This is a genomic window from Sphingomonas arvum, assembly GCF_026013565.1.
Lineage (GTDB): Bacteria > Pseudomonadota > Alphaproteobacteria > Sphingomonadales > Sphingomonadaceae > Sphingomicrobium > Sphingomicrobium arvum.
This window is the reverse complement of sequence record NZ_JAPDOB010000001.1, coordinates 778,349-802,375: the sequence shown is the minus strand read 5'-3', so window position 1 is coordinate 802,375 and position 24,027 is coordinate 778,349. Positions and strand designations below refer to the sequence as shown.

The 24,027-nt window shown below is 67.2% G+C and carries 22 protein-coding genes; 10 read left to right on the top strand and 12 right to left on the bottom strand.

What is annotated here, in order from left to right; translation table 11 throughout:
- Positions 1 to 5: 5 nt before the first annotated feature.
- The 3 genes from carB to carA are packed head-to-tail and all read right to left on the bottom strand — an operon-like array spanning position 6 to position 4,889.
- Positions 6 to 3,344 (bottom strand): carbamoyl-phosphate synthase large subunit, encoded by a 3,339-nt coding sequence (gene carB, locus OMW55_RS03915; RefSeq protein ID WP_264880976.1) that lies wholly within the window; start codon positions 3,342 to 3,344, stop codon positions 6 to 8.
- Entirely contained in the window at positions 3,337 to 3,711 is a 375-nt protein-coding gene (locus tag OMW55_RS03910; RefSeq protein WP_264880974.1) for a GIY-YIG nuclease family protein, read from the bottom strand. The genes carB and OMW55_RS03910 overlap by 8 nt, the downstream gene beginning before the upstream one ends.
- Entirely contained in the window at positions 3,708 to 4,889 is a 1,182-nt protein-coding gene (carA, locus tag OMW55_RS03905) for a glutamine-hydrolyzing carbamoyl-phosphate synthase small subunit (protein WP_264880972.1), read from the bottom strand. Before carA ends, OMW55_RS03910 begins: the two co-directional genes overlap by 4 nt.
- Positions 4,890 to 5,026: 137 nt before the next feature.
- On the opposite strand from carA, the gene OMW55_RS03900 reads away from it, so the two are divergent.
- The 4 genes from OMW55_RS03900 (at position 5,027) to rpoD (ending at position 9,892) form a co-directional block, all read left to right on the top strand.
- A complete protein-coding gene (locus tag OMW55_RS03900; protein WP_264880970.1) occupies positions 5,027 to 5,479 on the top strand; it encodes a GatB/YqeY domain-containing protein in 453 nt (150 codons plus the stop codon).
- A gap of 92 nt (positions 5,480 to 5,571) precedes the next feature.
- Positions 5,572 to 5,985, top strand: a complete 414-nt coding sequence (locus OMW55_RS03895; RefSeq protein ID WP_264880968.1) for a GIY-YIG nuclease family protein — start codon at positions 5,572 to 5,574, stop codon at positions 5,983 to 5,985.
- Positions 5,982 to 7,838, top strand: a complete 1,857-nt coding sequence (dnaG, locus tag OMW55_RS03890) for a DNA primase (RefSeq protein ID WP_264880967.1) — start codon at positions 5,982 to 5,984, stop codon at positions 7,836 to 7,838. Before OMW55_RS03895 ends, dnaG begins: the two co-directional genes overlap by 4 nt.
- A gap of 11 nt (positions 7,839 to 7,849) precedes the next feature.
- The gene (gene rpoD, locus OMW55_RS03885; RefSeq protein WP_264880966.1) at positions 7,850 to 9,892 is read left to right on the top strand and encodes an RNA polymerase sigma factor RpoD; all 2,043 of its coding nucleotides are present in this window, start codon (positions 7,850 to 7,852) and stop codon (positions 9,890 to 9,892) included.
- A 218-nt stretch (positions 9,893 to 10,110) separates the two neighbouring features.
- Here the strand turns inward: rpoD and OMW55_RS03880 are convergent, their stop codons facing one another.
- Entirely contained in the window at positions 10,111 to 12,501 is a 2,391-nt protein-coding gene (locus tag OMW55_RS03880) for a hypothetical protein (protein ID WP_264880964.1), read from the bottom strand.
- Between the two features lie 283 nt (positions 12,502 to 12,784).
- Here OMW55_RS03880 and OMW55_RS03875 point away from each other — a divergent pair, with 283 nt between their 5' ends.
- From OMW55_RS03875 to OMW55_RS03855, 5 genes are all read left to right on the top strand, one after another.
- Complete coding sequence (locus OMW55_RS03875) at positions 12,785 to 13,342, top strand: hypothetical protein (RefSeq protein WP_264880962.1); 558 nt, start codon at positions 12,785 to 12,787, stop codon at positions 13,340 to 13,342.
- 129 nt (positions 13,343 to 13,471) lie between these two features.
- On the top strand, positions 13,472 to 15,187 hold the full coding sequence (locus tag OMW55_RS03870) for a M28 family metallopeptidase (RefSeq protein WP_264880960.1): 1,716 nt from the start codon (positions 13,472 to 13,474) through the stop codon (positions 15,185 to 15,187).
- The gene (locus OMW55_RS03865; RefSeq protein ID WP_264880959.1) at positions 15,184 to 15,696 is read left to right on the top strand and encodes a CinA family protein; all 513 of its coding nucleotides are present in this window, start codon (positions 15,184 to 15,186) and stop codon (positions 15,694 to 15,696) included. Before OMW55_RS03870 ends, OMW55_RS03865 begins: the two co-directional genes overlap by 4 nt.
- A gap of 34 nt (positions 15,697 to 15,730) precedes the next feature.
- On the top strand, positions 15,731 to 16,354 hold the full coding sequence (locus OMW55_RS03860) for a glutathione S-transferase family protein (RefSeq protein ID WP_319950652.1): 624 nt from the start codon (positions 15,731 to 15,733) through the stop codon (positions 16,352 to 16,354).
- Positions 16,355 to 16,365: 11 nt separating this feature from the next.
- Entirely contained in the window at positions 16,366 to 17,229 is an 864-nt protein-coding gene (locus OMW55_RS03855) for a dienelactone hydrolase family protein (RefSeq protein ID WP_264880958.1), read from the top strand.
- On the opposite strand, the gene OMW55_RS03850 is transcribed toward OMW55_RS03855, so the two are convergent.
- The 4 genes from OMW55_RS03850 to OMW55_RS03835 all read right to left on the bottom strand — a co-directional run bounded on the left by OMW55_RS03850 (position 17,222) and on the right by OMW55_RS03835 (position 20,014).
- On the bottom strand, positions 17,222 to 17,752 hold the full coding sequence (locus OMW55_RS03850; RefSeq protein WP_264880956.1) for a hypothetical protein: 531 nt from the start codon (positions 17,750 to 17,752) through the stop codon (positions 17,222 to 17,224). The two genes, OMW55_RS03855 and OMW55_RS03850, sit on opposite strands and share 8 nt — an antisense overlap.
- A gap of 11 nt (positions 17,753 to 17,763) precedes the next feature.
- Positions 17,764 to 18,912: a zinc-dependent alcohol dehydrogenase gene (locus OMW55_RS03845; protein WP_264880955.1), complete on the bottom strand. Its 1,149-nt coding sequence runs from the start codon at positions 18,910 to 18,912 to the stop codon at positions 17,764 to 17,766.
- A 103-nt stretch (positions 18,913 to 19,015) separates the two neighbouring features.
- The gene (locus OMW55_RS03840; protein WP_264880953.1) at positions 19,016 to 19,195 is read right to left on the bottom strand and encodes a hypothetical protein; all 180 of its coding nucleotides are present in this window, start codon (positions 19,193 to 19,195) and stop codon (positions 19,016 to 19,018) included.
- 81 nt (positions 19,196 to 19,276) lie between these two features.
- On the bottom strand, positions 19,277 to 20,014 hold the full coding sequence (locus OMW55_RS03835; RefSeq protein WP_264880952.1) for a Bax inhibitor-1/YccA family protein: 738 nt from the start codon (positions 20,012 to 20,014) through the stop codon (positions 19,277 to 19,279).
- Positions 20,015 to 20,274: 260 nt separating this feature from the next.
- Here OMW55_RS03835 and thpR point away from each other — a divergent pair, with 260 nt between their 5' ends.
- A complete protein-coding gene (gene thpR, locus OMW55_RS03830; protein ID WP_264880950.1) occupies positions 20,275 to 20,811 on the top strand; it encodes an RNA 2',3'-cyclic phosphodiesterase in 537 nt (178 codons plus the stop codon).
- Here thpR and OMW55_RS03825 read toward each other — a convergent pair.
- The 4 genes from OMW55_RS03825 to OMW55_RS03810 form a co-directional block, all read right to left on the bottom strand.
- On the bottom strand, positions 20,801 to 21,154 hold the full coding sequence (locus tag OMW55_RS03825; protein WP_264880948.1) for a hypothetical protein: 354 nt from the start codon (positions 21,152 to 21,154) through the stop codon (positions 20,801 to 20,803). The genes thpR and OMW55_RS03825 overlap by 11 nt on opposite strands.
- 111 nt (positions 21,155 to 21,265) lie before the next feature.
- Positions 21,266 to 21,682, bottom strand: coding sequence for a YadA-like family protein (locus tag OMW55_RS03820; RefSeq protein WP_264880947.1), 417 nt, complete (start codon positions 21,680 to 21,682; stop codon positions 21,266 to 21,268).
- Entirely contained in the window at positions 21,607 to 22,206 is a 600-nt protein-coding gene (locus OMW55_RS13895) for a hypothetical protein (RefSeq protein WP_407822097.1), read from the bottom strand. Before OMW55_RS13895 ends, OMW55_RS03820 begins: the two co-directional genes overlap by 76 nt.
- 123 nt (positions 22,207 to 22,329) lie before the next feature.
- Positions 22,330 to 23,883 (bottom strand): winged helix-turn-helix domain-containing protein, encoded by a 1,554-nt coding sequence (locus tag OMW55_RS03810; protein ID WP_264880945.1) that lies wholly within the window; start codon positions 23,881 to 23,883, stop codon positions 22,330 to 22,332.
- Positions 23,884 to 24,027 lie beyond the last annotated feature (144 nt).

The window sequence follows — 24,027 nt, the reverse complement described above, 5'->3', positions numbered from 1 at the left end:
GAGGTTTAACTTTCGAGGCCGGAATAATAGGACTGCAACGACCGGACTTCAAGCGAACGCCCCCGCACGGCCCCGATCGCCCGCGCGACCGCGACGCTGGCGGACACGGTGGTGAAATAGGGCACCTTGCGATTGAGCGCTGTCGCGCGGATGGACTCGCTGTCCTTCAGGCTCTGCCAGCCCTCTGTCGTATTGAACACCAGGGTCACATCGCCGTCGACGATCCGGTCGACGATATGCGGCCGCCCCTGCGCCACCTTGTTCACCGTTGTGACCGGCAGCCCGCGCCCGCGCAGGTAGTCGGCCGTGCGCGACGTGGCGATCACCTCGAAGCCGAGCGCCACCATCTGCTCGACCGCCGGCACCACCAGTTCCTTGTCGCTGTTCTTGACGGACACGAACAGGGTGCCACCGTCCGGCAGCTTCACGCCCGCTCCGATCTGGCTCTTGGCAAACGCAATGTCGAACTCGCGGTCGATGCCCATCACTTCGCCGGTGGACTTCATCTCCGGCCCAAGCACCGGGTCGGTGCCGGGAAAGCGGGCGAACGGGAACACGCTTTCCTTGACCGCGACATAGCCCTGCGGCCGCCTGAGCTTGGGCAGGTCGGCCAGCTTCTCGCCTGCCATCACCCGAGCCGCGATCTTTGCAACGGGCACGCCGATCGCCTTGGCGGTGAACGGCACCGTGCGGCTGGCGCGCGGGTTAACCTCGATCAGGTACACCTGGCCGCCCTTGACCGCGAACTGCACGTTCATCAGCCCGCGGACCTTCAGCTCCAACGCTAGTGCGCGCGTCTGCCGCTCGATCTCGGCCACGATCTCGGCTGGCAAGCTGTGCGGCGGTATGGAGCAGGCGCTGTCGCCCGAATGGACGCCGGCCTCTTCGATATGCTCGAGCACGCCCGCGACCACCACGTCGGTCCCGTCACAAATGGCGTCGACATCGACTTCAACCGCGTCGCGCAGGTACCGGTCGATCAGCACCGGCGACGATCCCGACACCTCCACCGCCGTGGCGATGTAATTGTCCAGCTGCGCCGGCCCGTCGACCACCTCCATCGCCCGGCCGCCAAGCACGTAGCTCGGCCGCAGCAGCACCGGATAGCCGATCCGCTCCGCGACCGTGATCGCCTCGTCCCGGCTGCGCGCGATGCCGTTCTCCGGCTGCATCAGCCGCAGCCGCGAAACCAGGGCCGCGAACCGCTCGCGATCCTCGGCCAGGTCGATGCTGTCCGGGCTAGTGCCCAGGATCGGCACGCCCGCATCCTGCAGCCCCGCCGCGAGCTTCAGCGGCGTCTGCCCGCCCAGCTGCACGATCACGCCCAGCAGTTGCCCCTTCTCCTGCTCCCGAGTGACGATCTCCAGCACGTCCTCGCCCGTAAGCGGCTCGAAATAGAGCCGGTCGGACGTGTCGGGGTCGGTCGAGACCGTCTCCGGATTGCAGTTGATCATCACCGTTTGCAGCCCCGCGTCGCGCAGCGCGAAGGCCGCGTGGCAGCAGCAATAATCGAACTCGATGCCCTGCCCGATCCGGTTCGGTCCTCCGCCCAGGATCACCACCTTGCGCGCGTCGGTCACCTCCGTCTCGTCCTCGGGCTCGCCGAACAGCGGCGCCTCGTAGGTCGAATAAAGATACGGCGTCGACGCATCGAACTCGGCCGCGCAGCTGTCGATGCGCTTGAACACCGGCCTGACGCCCAGCTTCAACCGGTGCTGCCGCACCTCCCACTCGGTTACGCCGCCGGTCATCGCCCGCATCGCCGCATGGACGATCCCGCGCCCGCGCGCCTGCAGCTCGCCCATCTCCCGGTCCATGCCGGTCGAGCGCAGCGACAGTTGCGCCAGCCGTGCGTCGCTGAAGCCCATGCCCTTCAGCCGCCGTACGCCGGCCGCATCGTTGGGCAGCCCGAACGCCCGCACCTGCCCCTCGGCCCGCACGATCTCCGCAAGCCGCTCCAGGAACCACGGATCGAAGCCCGCGATCTCGTTGATCTTCTCGATCGTAAAGCCGTGGCGCAGCGCCTCGGCGGCGACAAGCAAGCGATCCGGCGTCGGATTGGCCAGCGCCGCCGCAATCTCGTCCGGCGACGCATTCTCTAGATTGCGCACCCGATCGAGCCCGGTCAGCCCGATCTCCAGTCCACGCAGCGCCTTCTGCAGGCTCTCCGCGAAGCTCCGCCCGATCGCCATCACCTCGCCGACCGACTTCATCGCGGTGGACAGGTTGTTCGACGCGCCCTTGAACTTCTCGAACGTGAAGCGCGGGATCTTCGTCACGACATAGTCGATCGTCGGCTCGAAGCTCGCCGGCGTCGCTCCGCCCGTGATGTCGTTGGCGATCTCGTCCAGCGTATAGCCGACCGCCAACCGCGCCGCGACCTTCGCGATCGGAAAGCCGGTCGCCTTGCTCGCCAGCGCCGAGCTCCGCGACACGCGCGGGTTCATCTCGATCACCAGCATGCGGCCAGTCTTCGGATCGACCGCGAACTGGACGTTGGACCCGCCCGTCTCCACCCCGATCTCGCGCAGCACGGCGATGCTCGCCGACCGCATCCGCTGATATTCCTTGTCGGTCAGCGTCAGAGCCGGCGCGACGGTGATCGAATCCCCCGTGTGCACGCCCATCGGGTCGACGTTCTCGATCGAGCAGATGATGATGGCGTTGTCCGCACGGTCGCGGACCACCTCCATCTCATATTCCTTCCACCCGACCACGCTCTCGTCGATCAGCACCTCGGTCGTCGGCGAGGCCTCCAGCCCCGACTTCACGATGGCGAGATATTCCTCGCGATTGTAGGCGATGCCGCCGCCGGTCCCGCCCAGCGTGAAGCTCGGCCGGATCACCGCCGGCAGCCCGACCTCGTCGAGCGCCGCCACGGCCTCCTCGACCGAGTGGACGATGGCGGACTTAGGCGACTCCAGCCCGATCCGGTCCATCGCGTCCCGGAACTTCTGCCGGTCCTCCGCCTTCTCGATCGCCGCCGCGTTGGCCCCGATCAGCTCGACGCCGAGCCGGTCCAGCGTCCCGTCCTTGTAGAGCGCCAGCGCCGTGTTCAGCGCCGTCTGCCCGCCCATCGTCGGCAGCAGCGCATCCGGTCGCTCCGCCTCGATGATCCTGGCGACGATCTCCGGCGTGACCGGTTCGATATAGGTCGCGTCCGCGCCTTCCGGATCGGTCATGATCGTCGCCGGGTTCGAGTTGACCACGATCACGCGGTACCCCTCGGCCTTCAGCGCCTTGACTGCCTGGGAGCCCGAATAATCGAACTCCGCGGCCTGCCCGATGACGATCGGCCCAGCGCCGATGATGAGGATGGACGAAATGTCTGTGCGTTTAGGCATTCATCTCTTTCTCAATCAGGTTACGGAGCTGGTTAGGATCAATCTCGTAGACCTCCTGGTTTCGGCCGACGTTTCGTCGTTGCAGATTTGCAATGCGTGCCCGGACCTTCTGCTCAACCCTCTCGGCATCAGAATGGAAGTCTGAGCACCAATCCTGCAGCGGTCCGAAGCCGAAAGCCTCCAGATACTTCTCAACGTCGTGCAAGCGCTTCTTGCCGTTCTTGTACTTCCAGCAAGCTCGTCTTGGATGCCACAGCGTGTATCCAATCTTAGTATAAAGCTCCGTCTGAAGCGGGTGCCATGCAACGTAGATGAAGCCTGCCGGCCGAACTCCCGTGCCTTCCATCACCAGATTGTCTGAAATCACCGCATCATCCCCACGAACCGCTCGAACAGGTAGAAGCTATCCTGCGGCCCCGGGCTCGCCTCCGGATGATACTGCACGCTGAACGCCGGCCGACCCTCCAGCTCAATGCCGCAATTGCTGCCGTCGAACAGCGACACGTGCGTCTCGCGCACCCCCGCGGGCAGCTCGCGCGACACCGCGAAGCCGTGGTTCATGCTCGTGATCTCGACCGCGCCGTCCGCAAGCCTTTTCACCGGATGATTGGCCCCGCGATGCCCTTGGAACATCTTAGCTGTCTGGCCGCCGACCGCCAGCGCCAACAGCTGATGCCCCAGGCAGATGCCGAACAGCGGCTTGCCCGTCTTCAGCATCTGCTTGATGACTGGAATGGCATATTCCCCTGTCGCGGCCGGATCGCCTGGGCCGTTGCTCAGGAAGAAGCCGTCCGGCTGGTGCGCCATCACCTCCTCGAAGGTGGCGGTCGCCGGCAGGATCGTCACCCGTGCCCCGGCCTCGACCAGCGAGCGGAAGATGTTGCGCTTGGAGCCATAGTCGATCGCCACCACGTGCGGCCGCGCCGGCTCACCGCCGGCGTGCGGCAGGGGCGAGTCGCCATAGCCAAGCTCGATGTCCCACGCGCCCCCCGACCAATGCTCCAGCTGCTCGCGGCTGACCTCCTTGGCCAGGTCCATGCCCTCCAGCCCCGGCCATTCCGCCGCTTGTCGGCGCAACGCCGCAACATCGAACTTCCCGTCCGCCCGGTGTGCCATCACTACCGTCGGCGGCCCCTCGCGCCGCACCAGCCGCGTCAGCGCCCGCGTGTCCAGCCCGGCCAGGCCGATCCGGCCGTGCCGCTTCATCCACTCGGGAAAGTCCACCTGGGACCGGAAGTTCGACGGTGACGTCACCGCCTCCCGCACGATGCAGCCGAGCGCATGCGGGTCGTCCGCCTCCACGTCCTGGTCATTGGCGCCGACATTGCCGATGTGCGGAAAGGTGAACGCCACCACCTGCCGCGCATAGGAAGGATCGGTCATCACCTCCTGATAGCCGGTCATGGCGGTGTTGAAGCACAGCTCGCCGACCGCCTCGCCCTCGGCGCCGAAGCCCTGTCCCCAGGCCACCCGCCCGTCCGCGAACACCAGGACTCCCGTCGCACCCTTTGGCTGGGGCGCGGACAAGGGGGAAGGACTGGCCATCGGGTGGAGGCTCCTGACAGGGGTTCGGCGATGTCGCTAAGTCGCCACCGCTAGAGAGTGCGGGCGACCCGGTCAACGGCTGGTCAGGCCGGAAAACCGCCGCTACGGCTGGCCGCTTTCCCTCACGAGACGAAGCGATGATCCGAGACGACATCAAGGCCGCGCTGGTGACCGCCATGAAGGGCGGCGACAAGGCCGCCACCGGCACCATCCGCCTGATCCAGAGCGCGCTCAAGAACCGCGACATCGAGGCGCGTACCGGCAAGGCCCCGGCCGACGACGACCAGCTGGTCACCGAAGTGCTCCAGAAGATGATCAAGCAGCGCCGCGAATCGGTCGAGCTCTACCGCAAGGGCAACCGGGAGGAGCTGGCGGCGACCGAGGAAGCCGAGATCGCCGTCATCGAGCGCTTCCTGCCCAGGCAGCTCAGCGACGACGAGGCCCGCGCGGCCGTGGCGGCGATCGTGGCGGAAACCGGCGCGTCCAGCATGAAGGACATGGGCCGGGTCATGGCCCTCGTGAAGGAACGCCACCCCAGTGACATCGAACCCGCCCGCGCCAGCGCGCTGGTGAAAGCCGCGTTGAGCTAGACTCGGGCAAACAGACCGGGAAAACTGCGCCGCAGCTTCGCTCGCCCTGAGCGGAGCGCGAAGCGCGCAGTCGAAGGGCGTCCACGCGGCAGATGCATTTCTGGGTTTATCTCCTCCGCTGCGCTGACCAGTCCTACTATGCGGGGCATACCGACGATCTCGGCAGGCGACTGGCCGAGCACCAGGCCGGCTTAGGTGCAGACTGGACCATGCGGCGCCGACCGGTCACACTCGCGTGGTGCGAGTATTTGCCGAGCCGCGACGAAGCTTTCGCCTTCGAGCGCCGCCTGAAGGGTTGGACTCGAGCCAAGAAGGAAGCGCTGATCGAAAGAGACTGGGATAGGGTACACGAACTCGCCCGCAGCACCGAGAAGCTCGCCACGCTCGCTCGTCCTGAGCGGAGCGCGAAGCGCGCAGTCGAAGGGCGCTCCACGCTGACGTACGAAGAACGCCCTTCGACTACGCTACGCTCCGCTCAGGACGAGCAAGGAGGCGGCACTCCGTGAGCCTCTCCCCTGCTTTCCTCGATGAACTGCGCGCCCGCACGCTGCTCTCGTCCGTCATCGCCCCGCACGTGAAGCTCACCAAGGCCGGCCGCGAGTACAAGGCGTGCTGCCCGTTCCATGACGAGAAGACCCCGTCCTTCTACATCAACGATGAGAAGGGCTTCTACCATTGCTTCGGCTGCCAGGCGCATGGCGACGCGATCCGCTTCCTGACCGACAGCCGCGGCCTGCCGTTCATGGACGCGGTGAAAGAGCTTGCGGCCAAGGCTGGGATGGAGGTCCCTGCTCCCGACCCTCGCGCCCGCGAGCGTGCCGACCGCGCTTCGACCCTCCACGACGTCATGGCCGCGGCGCAGCAGTGGTTCGCGCAGCAGCTTGAGACCGCCGAAGGCGCTGCCGCCCGCGACTACCTGAAGAACCGCGGCATCTCGCCGCTCACCATCCAGCGCTTCGGTATCGGCTTCGCGCCCGAGGGCCGCGCCCGGCTCAAGGCCGCCCTCAACGACCAGGGCCAAGACAAGCTCGTCGACTGCGGCCTCCTGATCCGCCCCGACGAACCGAAGAAGGAAACCTACGACCGTTTCCGCGGCCGGGTCATGATCCCGATCCGGGACCAGCGCGGGCGGGTGATCGGCTTCGGCGGCCGCATCCTCGGCCCGGGCGAACCCAAGTACCTGAACTCCCCCGAGACCGTCCTGTTCGACAAGGGCCGCACTCTCTACAACATCGACCGCGCCGGCCCGGCCAGCCGCAAGGCCAACCGCGTGATCGTGGTCGAAGGCTATATGGACGTGATCGGCCTCGACGGCGCCGGCATCGCCGAGACGGTCGCCCCGAACGGCACCGCCCTCACCGAAGCCCAGCTCGGTCTCCTGTGGCGGCTCGATCCCGCCCCGATCCTCTGCTTCGACGGCGACGCGGCCGGGCAGAAGGCCGCGATCCGCGCCGCGATCCGCGCCCTCCCCCACCTCGCGCCCGAGCGCACCCTGCGCTTCGTCGCCCTGCCCGCCGGCCAGGACCCCGACGACTTGGTCCGGGCCGGCGGCCGCGGCGCAATCGACGCCCTCCTCGACAGCCCTGAGCCGCTGGTCGACCGCCTGTGGCGCCACGAGCGCGACGCCACGCCCCTATCCACTCCCGAGGAGCGCGCCGGCCTCCGCCAGCGCCTGGTCGAGCACGCCAGCGCCATCGGCGACCGCTCGCTTGCCCAGCTCTACCGCGAGGAATGGCTCGGCCGTTTCGCCGAGCTCACCGTTCGTCCGCGCCCGCGCCATGCGCCTGCCGCCACTCGCCCCGACCGCCGCGGTCGCTGGCAGCCGGGCCGCGGCTTCGTGCCGCCCGAGTCCCCGACCGGCCCGGTTGCCCGCGCGATCGGCGAAGCCGGCATCGACCAGCCCACCGCCCGCGCCGTCCTTACCGGGCTCGCCCTCTACCCCGCCGCCATCGCCGATCATGCCGAGGCGCTCGCGCACCTCGCGTTTGCGGACCGCAGCGCCGACCAAGTGCGCCACCGCCTGCTCGACGCCGCCCTGTCCGGCCAAGCGCTTGATCGGGAAGGCATCGCCACCATATTACGCGCTGCAGGAGCTTACACCTATCTCGGAGACGGGCGGCGCGGTTCCGGCATGAGCTTCACTTTCACCCGTCCGGACAGCGATCCCGAGCGCGCCTTGCGTGATCTCGGCGTGGCCATCGAGACGCTCGGCGCCCAGGCGGACATCGCCCAGGCGCTGGCGGATGCGACCGAACGGCTGAAGGGCGGCGACGAAACAGCGTGGGACGAGCAGCTCCGGCTGCACGCCGCGCAAGGCGAGACTACCAAGCGGCTAGCGGAATTGGCCGCGGGCGACTAAGTGGCGGCATAATGGCTAAGGCAGAAGTTCAAGAAACCGAGACTCCGGACGGCGGCGATGCGCCCCTGCTCGACCTCAACGAATCCTCGATCAAGAAGCTGATCGCTCGCGCCAAGAAGCGCGGTGTCATCACCTATGACGAGCTCAATGAGGCCCTGCCCCAGGACCAGATGTCCTCCGAGCAGATCGAGGACGTCATGGCCGCGCTCAACGACATGGGCGTCCAGATCGTCGAGCAGGCCGAGGGCGGCGAGGACGAGGAAGAGCGCGAGGACGAGCCCGAAACCGAGGAAGTCGACCCGCTCGACGACGGCGGCGCCCGCCCGGCCGCGGCCGTCAAGAAGGAGCCGACCGACCGCACGGACGACCCCGTGCGCATGTACCTGCGCGAGATGGGCGCGGTGGAGCTTCTCAGCCGCGAGGGCGAGATCGCCATCGCCAAGCGCATCGAGGCCGGTCGCGACACGATGATCTGGGGCCTGTGCGAAAGCCCGATCACCTTCAACGCCATCATCGAATGGTCGACCGCCCTCGACGAGGGCCGCATGCAGCTGCGCGAGATCCTCGATCTCGAGGCCATGCTGTCCAAGGGCCCGACCGCCGAGCAGATCAACGCCGCCGAGACCGAAGGCGACGGCGACGGCGAAATCAGCGCCGCCGCCGCCGGCCCGACCATCAAGGAAGAGGAAGAGCCGGCCGAGGAGCAGTCCGCCGACGAGGAGGACGAGTTCACCGAGCGCCGCGCCCGGCCCGAAGGCGCGTCCGGCGAAGAAGAAGAGGACGACAACACCCTCAGCCTCGCCCAGATGGAGGAACAGCTCAAGCCGCAGGCGCTGGAGAAGTTCGCCACCATCACCGCCCACTACAAGAAGTTTGCCAAGCTCCAGGACCAGCGCCTTAACGCGATGGCGTCCGGCCAGGCCTTCCCGCCGGCCGAGGAGAAGAAGTACCAGAAGCTCTCCGAACAGCTCACCGCCGAGGTCGAGAGCGTCCAGTTCCACGGCTCCAAGATCGAGTATCTCGTGGAGCAGCTCTACGCCTACAACCGGCGCCTGACCGCGCTCGGCGGGCAGATGCTGCGCCTGGCCGAGCGCCACCGCGTGCCGCGCAAGAGCTTCCTCGAGGAATATATGGGCAACGAGCTCGACGACAGCTGGCTGCCGCGCGTCGCCAAGCTCGACAAGAAATGGGCCGCCTTTGTCGCCGCCGAGAGCGACAGCGTCGACCGCATCCGCGTGGAGATCGGCGAGATCGCCCAGGCCACCGGCATGAACCTGGCCGAGTTCCGCAAGATCGTGAACCAGGTCCAGAAGGCCGAGCGCGAAGCCCGCATCGCGAAAAAGGAAATGGTCGAGGCCAACCTGCGCCTCGTCATTTCCATCGCCAAGAAATACACCAATCGCGGCCTGCAGTTCCTGGACCTCATCCAGGAAGGCAACATCGGCCTGATGAAGGCGGTGGACAAGTTCGAGTACCGCCGCGGCTACAAGTTCTCGACCTACGCCACCTGGTGGATCCGGCAGGCGATCACCCGCTCGATCGCCGACCAGGCGCGGACCATCCGCATCCCGGTCCACATGATCGAGACGATCAACAAGCTCGTCCGCACCAGCCGCCAGTTCCTCCACGAAACCGGCCGCGAGGCGACGCCGGAAGAACTCGCCGAGCGCGTCTCCATGCCGCTCGAAAAGGTCCGCAAGGTCCTCAAGATCGCCAAGGAGCCGATCAGCCTCGAAACCCCCATCGGCGACGAGGAAGACAGCCACCTGGGCGACTTCATCGAGGACAAGAACGCGGTGATCCCGGTCGACGCCGCGATCCAGGCGAACCTCAAGGAAACCGTCACCCGCGTCCTGGCGTCACTGACCCCGCGCGAAGAGCGCGTGCTGCGCATGCGCTTCGGCATCGGCATGAACACCGACCACACGCTTGAGGAAGTCGGGCAGCAGTTCTCGGTGACTCGCGAGCGTATCCGGCAGATCGAGGCTAAGGCGCTGCGGAAGCTCAAGCATCCGTCGCGGAGCCGGAAGATGCGGTCGTTCTTGGATCAGTAAGCTCCTCCCCGAGCTCGCTCGGGGAGGGGGACCGCTCAGCGCAGCTGAGTGGTGGAGGGGCCCTCCCCTTCCGCTTGCGGGAGGGGACCGAGGGGTGGGCTGTTCCTTCTTCCCGTTCGTCCCGAGCGCAGTCGAGGGGCGCTCGTCCTGAGCGGAGCGCGCAGCGCGTAGTCGAAGGGCGTTCGGGCTGGCATCCCGCGGTTCATTCCGGTGGCGGGCTACTTGGGCAAGAAGCCAAACTCGTAAACTTGCGGGCGCAGCTTCGCGGTCAGTGCAGAATAGGCCGTCTTGAATGGGTCGAAGTCGGTCAGTTCGGTGTCGCCATAGGCTTCGAGTGCGCGGCGGATTTGGTACCAGCCCGCGTCGGGTCTCCCAAGCTTGTATTCGTCACGGATCTTGCGCGGGAAGCTGGTGGCATGGAAGCGCGTCCACAGCTTGCGGCCCTCGTCTAGTACCGCCTGCGCTTCCGGCGAGAAGGTCATGCCCGCCATGTAGCGGACCATGAAGTCGCTCTCGAACCGGCCCTTCGCGCCGACCTCGTTTTCGGTGAAGGGAATGAAGTGATTCACCAGGGACCAGTCGCGATCGTTCCAGCGCAGCCCGTCGGCCCCAGCGGTCAGGTTCTTGCCCGCGAACAACATCCAAACAAGGCAGTCCGACTTGAACTCATCAGTCAGAGGCTCAGAAGGTTGCAAGAACTGATCGTTGTGGTTTTGCCAAGTGTGATTTGCGAGGAGGCGCACGCTAAAAACAATGGCAGACTGCCATAAATTGACGCTAGTAAGATAGGCACCGCCACCGTTGCCGCCCGTGAATATAGACGACGTGATGACCGTCTCCTGACCGGCATGTTGCATGTCATTATTGCTGGCGTAGAGATAGCCTAAAGCTCCGTCATACCACTTCTTCTTTCTAGGATTGCGGGCCACGGTGAGAGCATTGGAAAGCGGCAGGGCTGGAGCGCCTTTAGCAACAGTCTTTGCAAGCCAAACATTCAAAAACGAGGACGCTGGCCGAACGGCATAGACCTTCTCACCAACAAGCGTTCCCGAGCGGTTTAAGGCAATGGTCGCTACATCGGCGAGCTGCGCTCGTTTCCCTTGGTCCCATACGAGAAAGCCGATGGGGAAGTTCCCCTTGAGTCCGTCGAAAGCGCGACTGTGGACAACGAAGCCGTCGAGGTAGGTTGCTTGCCATACACGTCGAAACGGTTCGAAGTTCGGCGCATTCACGTATTTGAGCGTGCTGAACATCGCCAACTTGGCGGTCGGTAGCTCATGACGAATGCGGACCAGAAATTGGGTAAATAATTCCTTACTCGCATAACCGACATTCATCTCGCGCATCCAACCATTGATGCGCGTTTTCTCAACACCGATCTTGTTCTCGTCGCCTTTACCAATACCCGAACCGCTCTCCGCATACGGAGGATTGATCAGCACCAGGAGTGGCTTCGCGCCCTTCGCGCCTTCGCGTGCATCAACAATGGCCTGACGTAGCGCCATCGGCACCTTCCCCGACAAGCTGTAGTCGATCTCGCCGAAGTCCGTGACGTCATCGTTCAGATAATCGTACTGAAAAATCTCCGCGCCAGCGAAGGCCGGGTTCGACTTCATGATCGTCACGTCGGCCTGGTCGAGCGTCGACATGAACACGTTGCGCAGGTTGCTGTGCTTGGCTTCGAGATTGCCGACGCCCGCGCACATGTCCCAAACCAGATAGCGGTCCTGCCAGTTGTCGCCCAAGGTGGCGCGCAGCTGGTCGTAGGCTTTGTCGACGATGTGCAGCGGCGTGTAATAGGCGCCCTTGAACTTCTGCTCGTCGACGGGGAGCAGGCTGTCGCGCCGTTCCAGCAGGTAATGGCGGTGCCTTTGTTCGGGCGGGCGGTGGTAGATCGCCCAGAAATTGCGATAGCCATGGTCGTTGGCAAGGTCATAGGTCTCGCCGTTGAGGAGGAAGGTCGGGCCCGCCGCGGTCATCAGCAGCCGCGCCGGCAGGTTGTTCATTGCCTCCGCCTTGCCGTCGTGCATGATGTCGGCAAAGAACAGCACGGCATAATCCGCCTGCGCCTTCACACCCAGTTCTTCCCCGACCATCGCCACCCAGCGGTCGAACACCTGCCGCAGATTATCGGGTGTGATCGGCGTGCGGATGATGCGGCGTTGCTTGATCGCGTCCTTCACCGCCTTGATGAAGGCGGCCTCGTCGTGCGCAATCTCATATTCGACGATGTGCGTCTGGACGTAGGGTGCGATCTGCGACGCCAATTCCTTGCCCGCGCCAGACCCCGATTTGGGCCAGACGATGCTCTTGTCGTCGAGCATCGGAAGCGCCTTTTCGGTCGGCATGATCGCCGCCTTGTCGCGGTCGATGACGGCAAGGAAAGCCGGGATCGCCTCGCCCCGCTTCTTGGCCGCGCGGATGTAGAACATCAGCTGGGCGAACATGACGATCGGCGGCGTCGAGACCGCCTTTGCCTCGAACCAGACCTCCTGCGTTTGGATGTCGACGAGGTTCTTGGAAACGCCCTTGAGCCCTAGGGCAGAAATATAGGCGTCCTTGACGTCTTCCTCGGTGCGGGCCTTGGCGAGCGCCTGTGCCAGAGTCATGAACTGTGTCGGTCCCATCCAATCAAATCAGGACTAATTGGTATAGGGCTATTTAGGTGGTTGGCGATGCTAAAGCGGACAGTCTGCTGTCGTTCAAAAGCCGACACGGGAGTAAATCCCGTGACGTCAGTCCTGTCGCCCTCGCCGCTTGCACGGCTCGCGCGCAGGCTGGCCGGCTTTTTCGCTCTCTTCGCGCTGTTGCGGGCGCCGCATTGCGGCGTCCTCACTGCGCTTGGGCGAAAAAGCTTTCCTACACCTTCTTCATCCTGTACCGCTCCGGTTCATGAACTATTCGGACGACGAACCATATCCCACCTTCACCTGCCGCTTGCGCGATGACGGGTGGACCCCTGACAAGCAGGTCACTTTTCTCCAGGCGCTGGAGGAGTGCGGCGTGGTCTCCTACGCGGCCAAGGCGGTCGGGATGGGGCGGCAATCGGTTTATCGGTTGCGGCGGCGGGCGGAGGCGGCGGGAGGGGATGGCGCTGCTTTCCTGCGCGCCTGGGACCGCGCCCGCGTTTCCGGGCTGGAGCAGGTCGAGGACAGCGCCATCCTCCGCGCGGTGGAAGGCGTCGCCAAGCCCGTCTACTACCAGGGCGAACAGGTCGGCGAGCGCCGCCACTTCAGCGAGCGGCTGACCATGTTCCTGCTCGAACACGGCCTGCCCGGCCGCTACGGCGACCACCAGGCCCGGCAGTTGGCCCAGCTGCAGCCGATCGCCACCGATGCCGAGATCGTCGAGGCCTTGTCCCAGCGCCTGGCCGAGTTCGGTGCGTCGGTCATGGCCGAGGAAGGCGGCCGGGCCGACGAGGTGCGCCGCCTGCCGGGCCCCGACCTGTAGGCTTCTAGGTGTCGCCTTTGTCGCCTTCCGCGCCGGTCCACCACTAGCCGAGATCCTCCACCCCCTTCCCACGCCGCCCTGCCCGTCGCATGGAGCTTCCATCGCCACATAAGTGATGGAGCTCGGCCCGTGATTCGTCCCGCTTTCCTGCTGCTCGCCGCCACCGCCCTCGCTGCCCCGGCAGCCGCCCAGACCACGCAGTTCAGCCCGCAGCGCCTGCGCCAGCACGTCCAGACGCTCGGCTCCGACGCCTACGAAGGCCGCGGCGTCGCCACTCCGGCCGAGACCAGGACGGTCAACTACCTCATCAGCCAGTTCAAGGCGGCCGGCGTCCAGCCCGGCGGCGCCGTCGTCAACGGCAAGCGGACCTGGACCCAACCCGTCCCGTTGCTCAAGTCCGACTGGGTCTCGCAGCCTGCCGTCACCCTCACCACCCGCGCCGGCTCGACCCGCCTGGTGCAAGGCACCGACATTGCCGTCCGCTCGCCCGAAAACGGCTCGACCACCCTCAACCTCGCCAACACCCCCATCGTCTTCGCCGGCTACGGCGTCGCCGCCCCGGAGCGCAACTGGGACGACTTCAAGGGCCAGGACGTCCGCGGCAAGGTCATCGTGGTGCTCGTCAACGACCCCGACTTCGAGGGCGGCGACGGCCAGTTCGGCGGCAAGGCCATGACCTACTACGGCCGCTGGACCTACAAGTACGAGGAAGCCGCCAAGCGCGGCGCCGCCGGCGTCATGATCGTTCACGAAACCGCGCCTGCCTCCTACGGCTGGAACACGGTTAAGAATTCGAACACCAACACAATGTTCGACATCGTCCGTCAGAACCCGGCCGCGGCTCATACGCCGTTCGAGACCTGGATCACGCTCGACACGGCCCGCAAGCTGTTCGCCGCCTCCGGCCAGAACTTCGACACGCTCAAGGCCGCCGCCCGCCGCGCCGACTTCCGCCCGGTCGATCTCGGCGCGACGGTCAGCGCCACCGGCACCGCGAAGACGCAGGTGATCACCTCCCAGAACGTGGTCGGCGTGCTGCCCGGCCGCACCCGCCCGGACGAGACGGTGATCTACTCGGCCCATTGGGATCACCTTGGCATCGGCCTGCCCGACGCCAACGGCGACCGGATCTATAACGGCGCCCTCGATAACGCGACCGGCATCAGCCACATCCTCGAGCAGGCGCGCGCCTTCGGCCGCGGTCCGCGCCCGGAGCGCTCGATCGTCTTCCTCGCCGTCACCGCCGAGGAAAAGGGCCTGCTCGGCTCCGAATATTATGCCCGCAACCCGCTTTATCCGGTGGCGAAGACGGTCGGCGTGCTCAACACCGACTCCATGGGCGTGTTCGGCCGCGCCCGCGACTTCTCCATCTCCGGCACCGCCCGCCTCGACCTGCTCGACCTGCTCGTGGCGGAAGGCCAGCGCGAGGGCCGCACCTTCAAGCCTGACCCGCATCCGGAAACCGGCGGCTTCTACCGCTCCGACCACTTCTCCTTCGCCAAGGTGGGCGTTCCCGCCGTCAGCTTCGAAGCCGGCCTCGACCTCGAGAATGGCGGCGTGGCGCGCGGCGAGCAGATCAGCCGCGAATATGTCGACAAGCGCTACCACCAGCCCGACGACGAATATTCGCCCAGCTGGGACTTCTCGGGCATGGCGGCCGATGCCACCTTGCTCCACGCGGTCGGGCTTCAGCTCGCCAACGGCAACCAATGGCCGAACTGGAGCGCGGACAGCGAGTTCCGCGCGGCCCGCGACGCCAGCGCGGCCGAACGCGGTGGAGCGGCTCCGACCGCCGCTCCCGTTCCAGCTCCTGCACCTGCCGCCACACCCGGCGAGCGCGGATGAGCGAAACGCTGCAGCCCGCCCTGCCGGACGAACTCGACGACAGGGCGGAGCGGCTGATGAAGCGGGTCTGCGCGGCGGAGCTCAAGGTCGCCACGGCCGAAAGCTGCACGGGCGGCCTGCTCGCCTCCCTGCTGACGGACGTCGAAGGCGCCGGCCACGGCTTCGACCGCGGCTTCGTCACCTATGAGGAGACGGCCAAGCAGCAGATGCTCGGTCTTCCTGCGGACCTGACCGGCCGCAACGATGCGGTCACCTCGGCCGTGGCCCGCGCCATGGCCGAGGGCGCGTTGCAGAACAGCCAGTCCGACATCGCCCTGTCCGTGACCGGCTTCGCGGGACCCGCTGCGCCCGGCAAGGAGGAAGGGCTGGTTCACTTCGGCTGCGCGCGCCACGGCCGGGCCACGCTGCTCCGTGAGGAGCATTTCGGCCCGCTCGGGCGCGGCCCCATCCGCATCAAGGCGCTCGGCGTGCTGCTGGAGATGCTTGAACAGGCGCTCGACGAGGCGTAGAAGTTCACTGTTTGTTCTGACAGGGAGAACGATCGTGGCCGACCTTACCTTCTACACCAACCCGCAGTCGCGCGGGCAGATCGTCCGCTGGATGCTGGAGGAAGTCGGCGCGCCGTACGACACCGAATATCTCGGATACGGCGGGACCATGAAGGCCGAGCCCTACCTGTCGATCAATCCGATGGGCAAGGTTCCCGCGATCCGCCACAGCGGCAAGGTGGTGACGGAGGTCGCGGCTATCTGCACCTATCTTGCCGACGCCTTCCCGGAGGCCGGGCTCGCTCCCCCGCCCGCGGACCGGGCCGACTATTACCGGTTCCTGTTCTTCGCCGCCGGGCCGCTGGAGCAGGCCTTCTCCCTGAAGGCGGTCGACTTCACCCCACCGCCGGAGCGCCGGGCCATGTTCGGCCATGGTTGCTGGGAAGACGCAATTGGCGGTATCGAACGGATGCTCGGCGACCGCGAATTCATCACCGGCCGGTTCAGCGCCGCCGATCTCTACGTCAGCTCGCAGCTCGGCTTCATGCTGATGTTCGGCATGTTGGAGCCGCGCCCTTCGTTCAGCGCCTATGTCGCCCGCTGCACCGACCGCGACGCTTACCGCCGCGCGAAGCAGTTGGACGAACAGGCGGCCGAGGAGTTGAAGGCGCAGGCTTGAGGAGACCAACCGTGGACGACGGCATCAAACGGCAGGCGATCGCCCTCTACGACCGCTTCACCCACGAGGGCCTGCCCAGGCGCGAGTTCATGTCACGCATGGTTGCGCTGGCCGGCAGCGTCGCCGCCGCCGAGGCACTGATTGGCGCAATCGCGGCCAGTCCGGCCGCGGCCGCCATCGTTCCCGAAGGCGACACCCGCCTGCGCACCGGCGGGCTCAGCCTCGCCAACTATCCGGTCTACGGCGCCATGCCGCGCAAGCGCTCGGGCAAGCTTCCCGCCGTGCTGGTCATCCACGAGAACCGCGGGCTGAACGCCCACATCCGCGACGTTACTCGCCGGCTGGCGCTGGCCGGCTACTTCGCCGTCGCTCCCGACCTGCTGGCGCCCGCGGGCGGTACGCCGACCAACGAGGACCGGGCCCGCGAGCTGATCAACAAGCTCGACCTCGCCAGGTCGGTCCGTGACGCCACGGCCATGCTCGACCGGCTGCACCGCAACAGCGGCGGCAACGGCAAGGTCGGCGTTGTCGGCTTCTGCTGGGGCGGCGGGTTCGTGAACCGGCTGGCAGTCGCCGCCGGCACGAAGCTCGATGCCGGAGTCGCTTACTACGGCCCCGCCCCGAACCCGGCCGAAGCGCCCAAGGTCCAGGCGCCATTGCTGCTCCACTACGCCGGCCGCGACGACCGGGTGAACGCCACCGGCAAGCCGTGGGTCGCCGCCCTCAAGGCTGCTGGCAAGCCGGTCGACAGCTTCACGTACGAAGGCGCCGACCATGCCTTCAACAACGACACCTCGGCCGAGCGCTACAACAAGGCCGCCGCCGACCTTGCCTGGCAGCGCACCCTGGCGTTCTTCAAGCGCTACCTCAGCTAGTCCGGTCGCGCTTGCGACGGCGGGCTGCGACCAGTGCGACGCCGCCACCCACGATCGCACTCGCGACCGTCAGCTTTTTCACCAGCCCAGTCTTGTTGTGCCGCCACTCGGCCGGCACGCCCATCTCCTTGGGCACGTTCGGGATCCGGCCGTGCGCCAGGTCTGACACCAGTCCCTCGACCATGTTCACCCGGTCGGCACCGATCAGCAGCAGCCAGTGCGCCCAGTTGGACTCGCTCCAGCGGAAGGCCAGCCGGCGCATCGAGCCGCTGATCCCGCTCGGCGGGCTGGACGTGCCGAACACGGCCGGCAGCCACTTGTGCTCGACCGACTTCAGCAACTCGACGCTGGGCTCCTGCTGGGTCGGCCGTTCCCACTCGCCGCTGTGGTTGTCGCCCGACCGGTCGCGATAGGGATAGGTCGGGTCGTTCTGCGGATTGGCGTCGACGCCCCAGCCGACGATGCTGCTGGTGTCGACGGCCATGGCGGGGTTGCTCGGCCGAGCGAGGGCTTGCTCGTTCATGACTTGGCTCCTCATGCGCCCGCCGGCAGGAGGAGCGGCTTGATGCAGTTGTCCAGCTTGTCGGAGAAGATGTGATAGGCGTCGGCGATGTCGTCCAGCGGCACCCGGTGGGTGATGATCGCCTTGGGATCGATGTTGCCGGCCCGGACATGCTCGATCAGCCGCGGCAGTAGCCGTTTGACGCTCGCCTGGTTGGCCCTGATCGTCAGGCCCTTGTTCACCACGTTGCCGATCGGGACCATGTTGCCGGTCGGGCCATAGACCCCGACGATCGACACGACCCCGCCTTTCTTCACCGAGTTGATCGCCCAGTGGAGCGCGATGGCCGAGCCCGCTTCTAGCTTCAGCCGCTTGCCCAGGATGGTCTGCAGCATGCTGCCGGTCGCTTCCGCGCCGACCGCGTCGATGCACACGTCGGCGCCGAGGCCGTCCGTGGTCTTCTTCATGAAGACGACCACGTCATCCAGCTCCTTGAAGTTGTACACCTCGGCGGGTGCGAACTTCTTCACGAACTCCAACCGGTAGTCGATGTGATCGAGGACGATCACCCGGCCCGCCCCGAACAGCCAGGCCGAACGGGCCGCCAGCATGCCGACCGGGCCGGCGCCGAACACGACCACCGTGTCGCCCTTCTGGATGCCCGCCATCTCGGCCGCCTGGTAGCCTGTCGGCACCACGTCCGTCAGCAGCACGGCATCGTCCGGGTCCATCCAGTCGGGGATGATCGTTGGACCGAAGTCGGCATAGGGCACGCGAGCATATTCCGCCTGCCCGCCGTCGAACCCGCCGGCCGTGTGCGAATAGCCGAAGATGCCGCCCACCGCCGTCGCCGATGGGTTGGACTCATGGCAGTTTCCGAAGAGGCCCTGCTTGCAGAAGTGGCACTGGCCGCAGGCGATGTTGAACGGCACCAGCACATGGTCGCCGGCCTTGAGGTTCTGGACCTCCGGCCCAACCTCCTCGACGATCCCGCAGAACTCGTGTCCGAACGTCTGGCCGACGCGGGTGTCCGGCACCATGCCATGGTAAAGGTGCAGGTCGGACCCGCAGATGCAGCTGCGCGTCACCTTGACGATGGCGTCGCGCGGATGCTCGATCCGGGGGTCTGGCTTCTGGTCGACGCGCACCCGGTAGGGTCCGCGGTAATTCATGGCACGCATCGGGCGATCCTGCCTGTGACTGGTTGGTCCAATCACTTGCGAACGCCTCCACACCCGCCAAGGTTTCTCCTGCTCGCTTGTGCGGGCAGCCTTCCGGAGCGCCCTACCGCAGCTTGGCGATCTTCAGCCCGTCTTCCTTGGCCCGCTGCTTGATCGACTCCTCGCTGCGGGTCAGCGCCTTGGCTAGGGCCTTCAGCGCCATGCCCTTCGCCGCCAGCGTCCGCAGCTTCGCCAGCTCGTCCGGGGTCCACGGCTGCTTGTGCCGCTCGAACCGCTCCGCCATTTCGTCACTCCCTGTTGCGCGGAAAAAGGAAAGGCCCGGCGGATCGCTCCACCGGGCCCTCCATTGCTTCTCCAGCCAAGCTTAGCGGCGGTCGCCCATGATGCTCAGCAGGAACTGGAACATGTTGATGAAGTCCAGGTAGAGGGTCAGCGCACCCATGATCGCCGTCTTGCCGATCATGTCGCTGCCCGCAACGTGGGCGTACATGCTCTTGATCTTCTGCGTGTCGAAGGCGGTGAGCCCTGCGAACAGGAACACGCCGACCACGCTGATCATCATGCTGAGCGCGTCCGAGCGGATGAAGATGTTGGCGAGCATCACCACCAGCAGGCCAACAACGCCCATGATCAGGAACGTGCCGAAGCCCGACAGGTCCTTCTTGGTCGTGTAGCCCCACAGGCTCAGCGACAGGAAGGCGGCGGCCGTCGCGAAGAAGGTCTGCGCGATGCTGGTGCCGCTGTAGATCAGCGGAATGACCGACATCGACACGCCCATCACGGCGGCGAACGCCCAGAAGAACGCCTGCATCGCGCCCGTGCTCATGCGCTGGGCCTTGAAGCCCATCACCATGACCATGATCAGTGGCGCAAACAGGAACACCCACTTGAGGATGCCGCCATTGAAGAAGATCGCCTGGGCGACTCCCGTCGCGGCCAGCGCGTAGGCGACGATGCCGGTGAGCAGCACGCCCGACGCCATATAGTTGTAAACACTCAGCATGTAGGACCGCAGGCCCGCATCGCGGGCGGCACGCGGCACGCCCACCGAGGCGGCGGGTGGCGCGGCGGTCGTCGTGCGCGGGTCAGACCAGTTCTGCATCTCTAACTCCATTGTCGGCGGACCAGGGGGCCCGTCCACCGGACATATATCGTTCGGCGGCCTTCCGGTTTCAAGAATTTTCGCCAGCGAAACGACCTACTTACATGTGAGTAGAAGCTGAAGGTGCCGAGCGCAGCGAAGCAGCGCGAAGAGCCACCAACAGCCGGCCGACGGGTCGGCACCGCCGAACCCGATCGACGTCACGGGGTTAACTCCCGTGACGGCTCCCGCCTCGACCGCTCCCGCAGTAAGCAGCCCCCATGCCCCGCCTCTTCCTCGCCCTCCGTCCACCCGAGCCCGTCCGCGACGCTCTCCTGGATCTCACCGAGGGTCCCGACCCTCTGCGCTGGCAATCCGACGAGCAGCTCCACTGCACCCTCCGCTTTGTCGGCGAGGTCGAGCGTCCCTGCGCCGAAGACCTCGCCCAGGCACTCCAGCACCTCCGCTTCGACCCGTTCGAGCTCCGCCTGTGCGGTGTCGGTCGTTTCGCCCGCCGGAGCGGCGGCGCCCTGTGGGCCGGGCTTGCCCCGAAGGATCCCCTCGCCGTCCTCGCCGGCAAGATCGACCGCGTCTGCCAGTCGGTCGGGCTCGCGCCGGAGCGCCGCGCCTACCACCCGCACCTGACGCTCGCCCGCTGGTCCGGCCGCGAACCCAGCCTGCAGCCCTGGCTCCAGCAGCACGCCGCCCTTGCCAGCGACCCTTGGCCGGTCACCTGCTTCACCCTGTTCGAAAGCACGCTCGGCCGCGCCGGCGCCCACTATGACGCGATCGCCGACTATCCGGCCGTCAGCCCCTGACCGCCGCCGCGATCCGCTCCGCGAACCGCTCCACCATGGCTTGCGACAGTGGCGCGTCGCTGACCGTCAGCCGCTGCTCCGGCAGCCGCCGCCCGTCGCCAAGCACCACGGCGGCGCTCAGGATGTACGGCCGCGGCAATCGCACCTCGACCCGCCAGTCCGCCCCGGGAGCCGCCCGCGCCACCGCCGCCTCGATCGCCGCGCACACGCCGGTCGAGCCGCCGACCGCGGCCGGCAGCGCCGCGCCGCCAATCACCACGCACCGCGGTGCGGCGGGAGCGGTCACCGCGCATGCCCCGGCACTCGCGACCACTCCCGCCACCGCCAACAATCCTGCACGCATGACACCTCGCCACGATTGGCCGGCATCCTGCCGCATCGACCGCCGGCGTGCAAAGCTCCCCGCCAGATGGAAGCGGCGGCCGCGCGAGGAGGCGGCCGCCGCCCTCGCCCGTCACCAGGCGAACTGGAACCCGGCCCGGGCGCCCACTTCCTTGCTGCGGAAGCCGTAGCCAAGGCCGGCCGACACGAGCCCCTTGTCGCTGACCGCCAGGGAGATGGCGGTGGCCAGCGCCGTCCGGTTCTTGAAATAGCCGATCCCGCCCGACATCGCGATCTTGGCGCCGTCCGGCACCGATGGCGTGTCCAGCGCCAGCGCCATGGCCACGCCTTCATTGGCCTCGCGGATGTCGCGCCGGTTGCGGTCGGCGAGGTCGAACAGCAGCGCCGTATCGCCCTGCAAGGACGCGATGCTGCTGCTGAAGCCGGCGCTGACGGCGTTCAGCTGCGACAGGTTCACGGCGTCGTTCGCCGCCGTGCCCGCCGCCACGTTGACGATCCGCCGCTCCGCACCGACCGCACCGACTGACACCGTGTTGGCCTGGTTGGCGACCGATTCTGGCCCAACGCCACGCTGTTTGCCGCGCTCGCCTGCGCATTGTTGCCCAGCGCAGTCGCCCCGATTCCCGATGCATTGGCGATCCGCCCAACCGCCGTGGTGAAGTTGCTGGTCGCCTGCGCGCTGACCCCGACCGCCGTTGCACCCAGCGCCGTCGCATCGCTGTTATGCCCCAGCGCCGTGGAGGCGATCCCGCTCGCCACCGTCTGGAAGCCCAGCGCGGTGGCGGACAAGGCGCTCGCCACCGACTCCGGCCCGACCGACACTGACGTTTCTCCGCTGCCCCTGGCAGCCCGGCCGAGCGCGATCGCGCTGTCGCCCGCCGCCGCCGCGTTCGTTCCAGCCGCGATCGCATTGGCGCCGTCGGCGGTCGCGCCCGTGCCGCATGCCACGCTGTCGGTCCCCGTTCCGCTGGTGCAGACTTGGGCGGAGGCCGGATTGGCCAAGGGGAAGGACAGGGCGCAGGCCAGAGCCGCACGGATGAAAACTCGGTTCATGGATGGTCTCCTCGCTTGAACGCCGCGTCGCTTGGCGGCGGTGGAGGAGAGTGGCGTTGCCGGCCGGCGGTCGCGCCGACGTCGGCCTGATGAAATGCCGACCGTTGACCGACTTTGCGACCCTTACACGTCCGGCCGCGTGCCGGTCTGGCGCCAGTAGCTGTCGAGCCCGCTAAGCCGCAGCAACGCCGCATAGGTTGGCTCCTCGCGCAGGCTGCGGACTGGCGGGGTGAACAGCGTCGCCGTGTACCGCCGGGTGTAGGGCCCGATCGGCGTCGGCCGGCCGAAGCTGCCGCGATTCAGCAGGTACCGCTCCAGGCTGGCCAGCGCGAGGTCGCCGCGGCCGAGCAGCGCGAAGGCCGGCGTGATGAAGTCCACCGACGTGATGTCGTCCGCCCCGATCGTCGCCAGCTCGGCGACACTCGCCGCCCGCGCCGGCTCCCGTCCGCCGGCCAGCGCCTGCGCCAGCCGCAATTGCGGCGCGAACGCTTCCGCCGGCATCCCCGCGGGCCGGGCGTCGGGATCGAGCAGGTAGGCGGCCGCCGCTTCCGGCCGGCCGCTGGACAGCAGATGCTCGAAGGTGGCGAACCCGATCAGCGGGTGCGCCGGCCAGCGGCTCCGCGCGGTGGCCACCAGCTCGTCAGCCTCCTGGACCCGCCCGAGCGTATCAAGCGCGCCGATCATGTAGCCATAAGCGACCGGCAGCATCGGCTCGATCGCGACCGCCTTGCGGTGCTGCGCCAACCCGTCCTCGGTGCGCCCCACTTGGTACAGCAGCACGCCAAGCCGGCCGTGCGCCAGCCAGTGCCGCGGATGGTCGCGCAGCACCGCGCGCAGCTCGGCTTCCTTGGCAGCCCAGTGGCGGAAATAGGGCGTGATGAACACCAGCGCGAGCCGCGCGTCCGCATTGCCCGCGTCGAGCTCCAGCGCCCGCCGCGCCGCCGCGCGGATCCGCACCGCCAAGCCGCCCGCCTCACCCGCGTCGAAGCCCTCCAGCTGGTGCGAGTAGGTCAGCGCCAGCGCGCCCCACGCCTCGGCATAGTCGGGGTCGACCCTGACCGCCTGCTCGAAATAGGACACCGCCTGCCTGACCTGTCCCGGCAGGCCCTCCCGCAGCAGCAGGGTGCCACGGTCGAACAGCGCACTGGCTTCGGGCGCCGGCCGATGCGCCCACGGCTTCGCCCACCACAATCCGCCGGCCGCTCCCAGCGCCGCCATTCCCGCCGCCGCGCCGATGAACGTGCGTCGATCGATGCCGCCCGTGGAAGCCGCTCCGGCCGGGGCGCCCGGGAAGGGCACCACGCGCCGCTCGTCCGCCCCATCCTCCCGCAGCCGGTAGCCGACCCGCGCGATCGTCTCGATTGAGAAACTGCCTTCGCCGATGCCGCCCGCCAGCTGGCGGATGCGCGACAGCACGCGGTTGATCGCATCGTCCGTGACGATCCGCCCGTCCCAGCAGCGCTCGATCAGGTCGTCGCGGCTGACCACCGCGCCCTCGGCCCGCGCCAGCGCCACCAGCACCTGCATCACCCGGGGCTCGACCGTCTCGCTCCGCTGGCTGGCATGGACTTGGCGGGTTCCCGGCTCGACCGTCAGCCGGCCCAGCTGGAACGGCTCCTCCCGAGCCAGCACCACCCGCCCGTTCCGCACCGCGCCAGTGGCGACCTGCTCCCCCATGCGGGCAGCATAAACCGTTCCCCGGCTCCGGAGAAGCGGGCAGGCAAACCGCTGTCCTGCTTGCCTTTCACCCCTCCCGGACCCATCTCGCCCGTTCGCTCGCGCACGCGCGCTTGCCTCCGGAACGAATTGGGAACAAACTCA

Coding starts and splice junctions, on each gene's coding strand:
- OMW55_RS03840 (WP_264880953.1), bottom strand. CDS start 19,195: ATGGCGGAGCGGTTCGAGCGGCACAAGCAGCCGTGGACCCCGGACGAG.
- OMW55_RS03810 (WP_264880945.1), bottom strand. CDS start 23,883: ATGGGGGAGCAGGTCGCCACTGGCGCGGTGCGGAACGGGCGGGTGGTG.
- carB (WP_264880976.1), bottom strand. CDS start 3,344: ATGCCTAAACGCACAGACATTTCGTCCATCCTCATCATCGGCGCTGGG.
- OMW55_RS03895 (WP_264880968.1), top strand. CDS start 5,572: ATGCATTTCTGGGTTTATCTCCTCCGCTGCGCTGACCAGTCCTACTAT.
- OMW55_RS03850 (WP_264880956.1), bottom strand. CDS start 17,752: ATGAACGAGCAAGCCCTCGCTCGGCCGAGCAACCCCGCCATGGCCGTC.
- OMW55_RS03880 (WP_264880964.1), bottom strand. CDS start 12,501: ATGACTCTGGCACAGGCGCTCGCCAAGGCCCGCACCGAGGAAGACGTC.
- thpR (WP_264880950.1), top strand. CDS start 20,275: ATGCCCCGCCTCTTCCTCGCCCTCCGTCCACCCGAGCCCGTCCGCGAC.
- OMW55_RS03825 (WP_264880948.1), bottom strand. CDS start 21,154: ATGCGTGCAGGATTGTTGGCGGTGGCGGGAGTGGTCGCGAGTGCCGGG.
- OMW55_RS03845 (WP_264880955.1), bottom strand. CDS start 18,912: ATGCGTGCCATGAATTACCGCGGACCCTACCGGGTGCGCGTCGACCAG.
- OMW55_RS13895 (WP_407822097.1), bottom strand. CDS start 22,206: ATGAACCGAGTTTTCATCCGTGCGGCTCTGGCCTGCGCCCTGTCCTTC.
- OMW55_RS03835 (WP_264880952.1), bottom strand. CDS start 20,014: ATGCAGAACTGGTCTGACCCGCGCACGACGACCGCCGCGCCACCCGCC.
- OMW55_RS03875 (WP_264880962.1), top strand. CDS start 12,785: ATGAACTATTCGGACGACGAACCATATCCCACCTTCACCTGCCGCTTG.
- OMW55_RS03900 (WP_264880970.1), top strand. CDS start 5,027: ATGATCCGAGACGACATCAAGGCCGCGCTGGTGACCGCCATGAAGGGC.
- rpoD (WP_264880966.1), top strand. CDS start 7,850: ATGGCTAAGGCAGAAGTTCAAGAAACCGAGACTCCGGACGGCGGCGAT.
- OMW55_RS03865 (WP_264880959.1), top strand. CDS start 15,184: ATGAGCGAAACGCTGCAGCCCGCCCTGCCGGACGAACTCGACGACAGG.
- carA (WP_264880972.1), bottom strand. CDS start 4,889: ATGGCCAGTCCTTCCCCCTTGTCCGCGCCCCAGCCAAAGGGTGCGACG.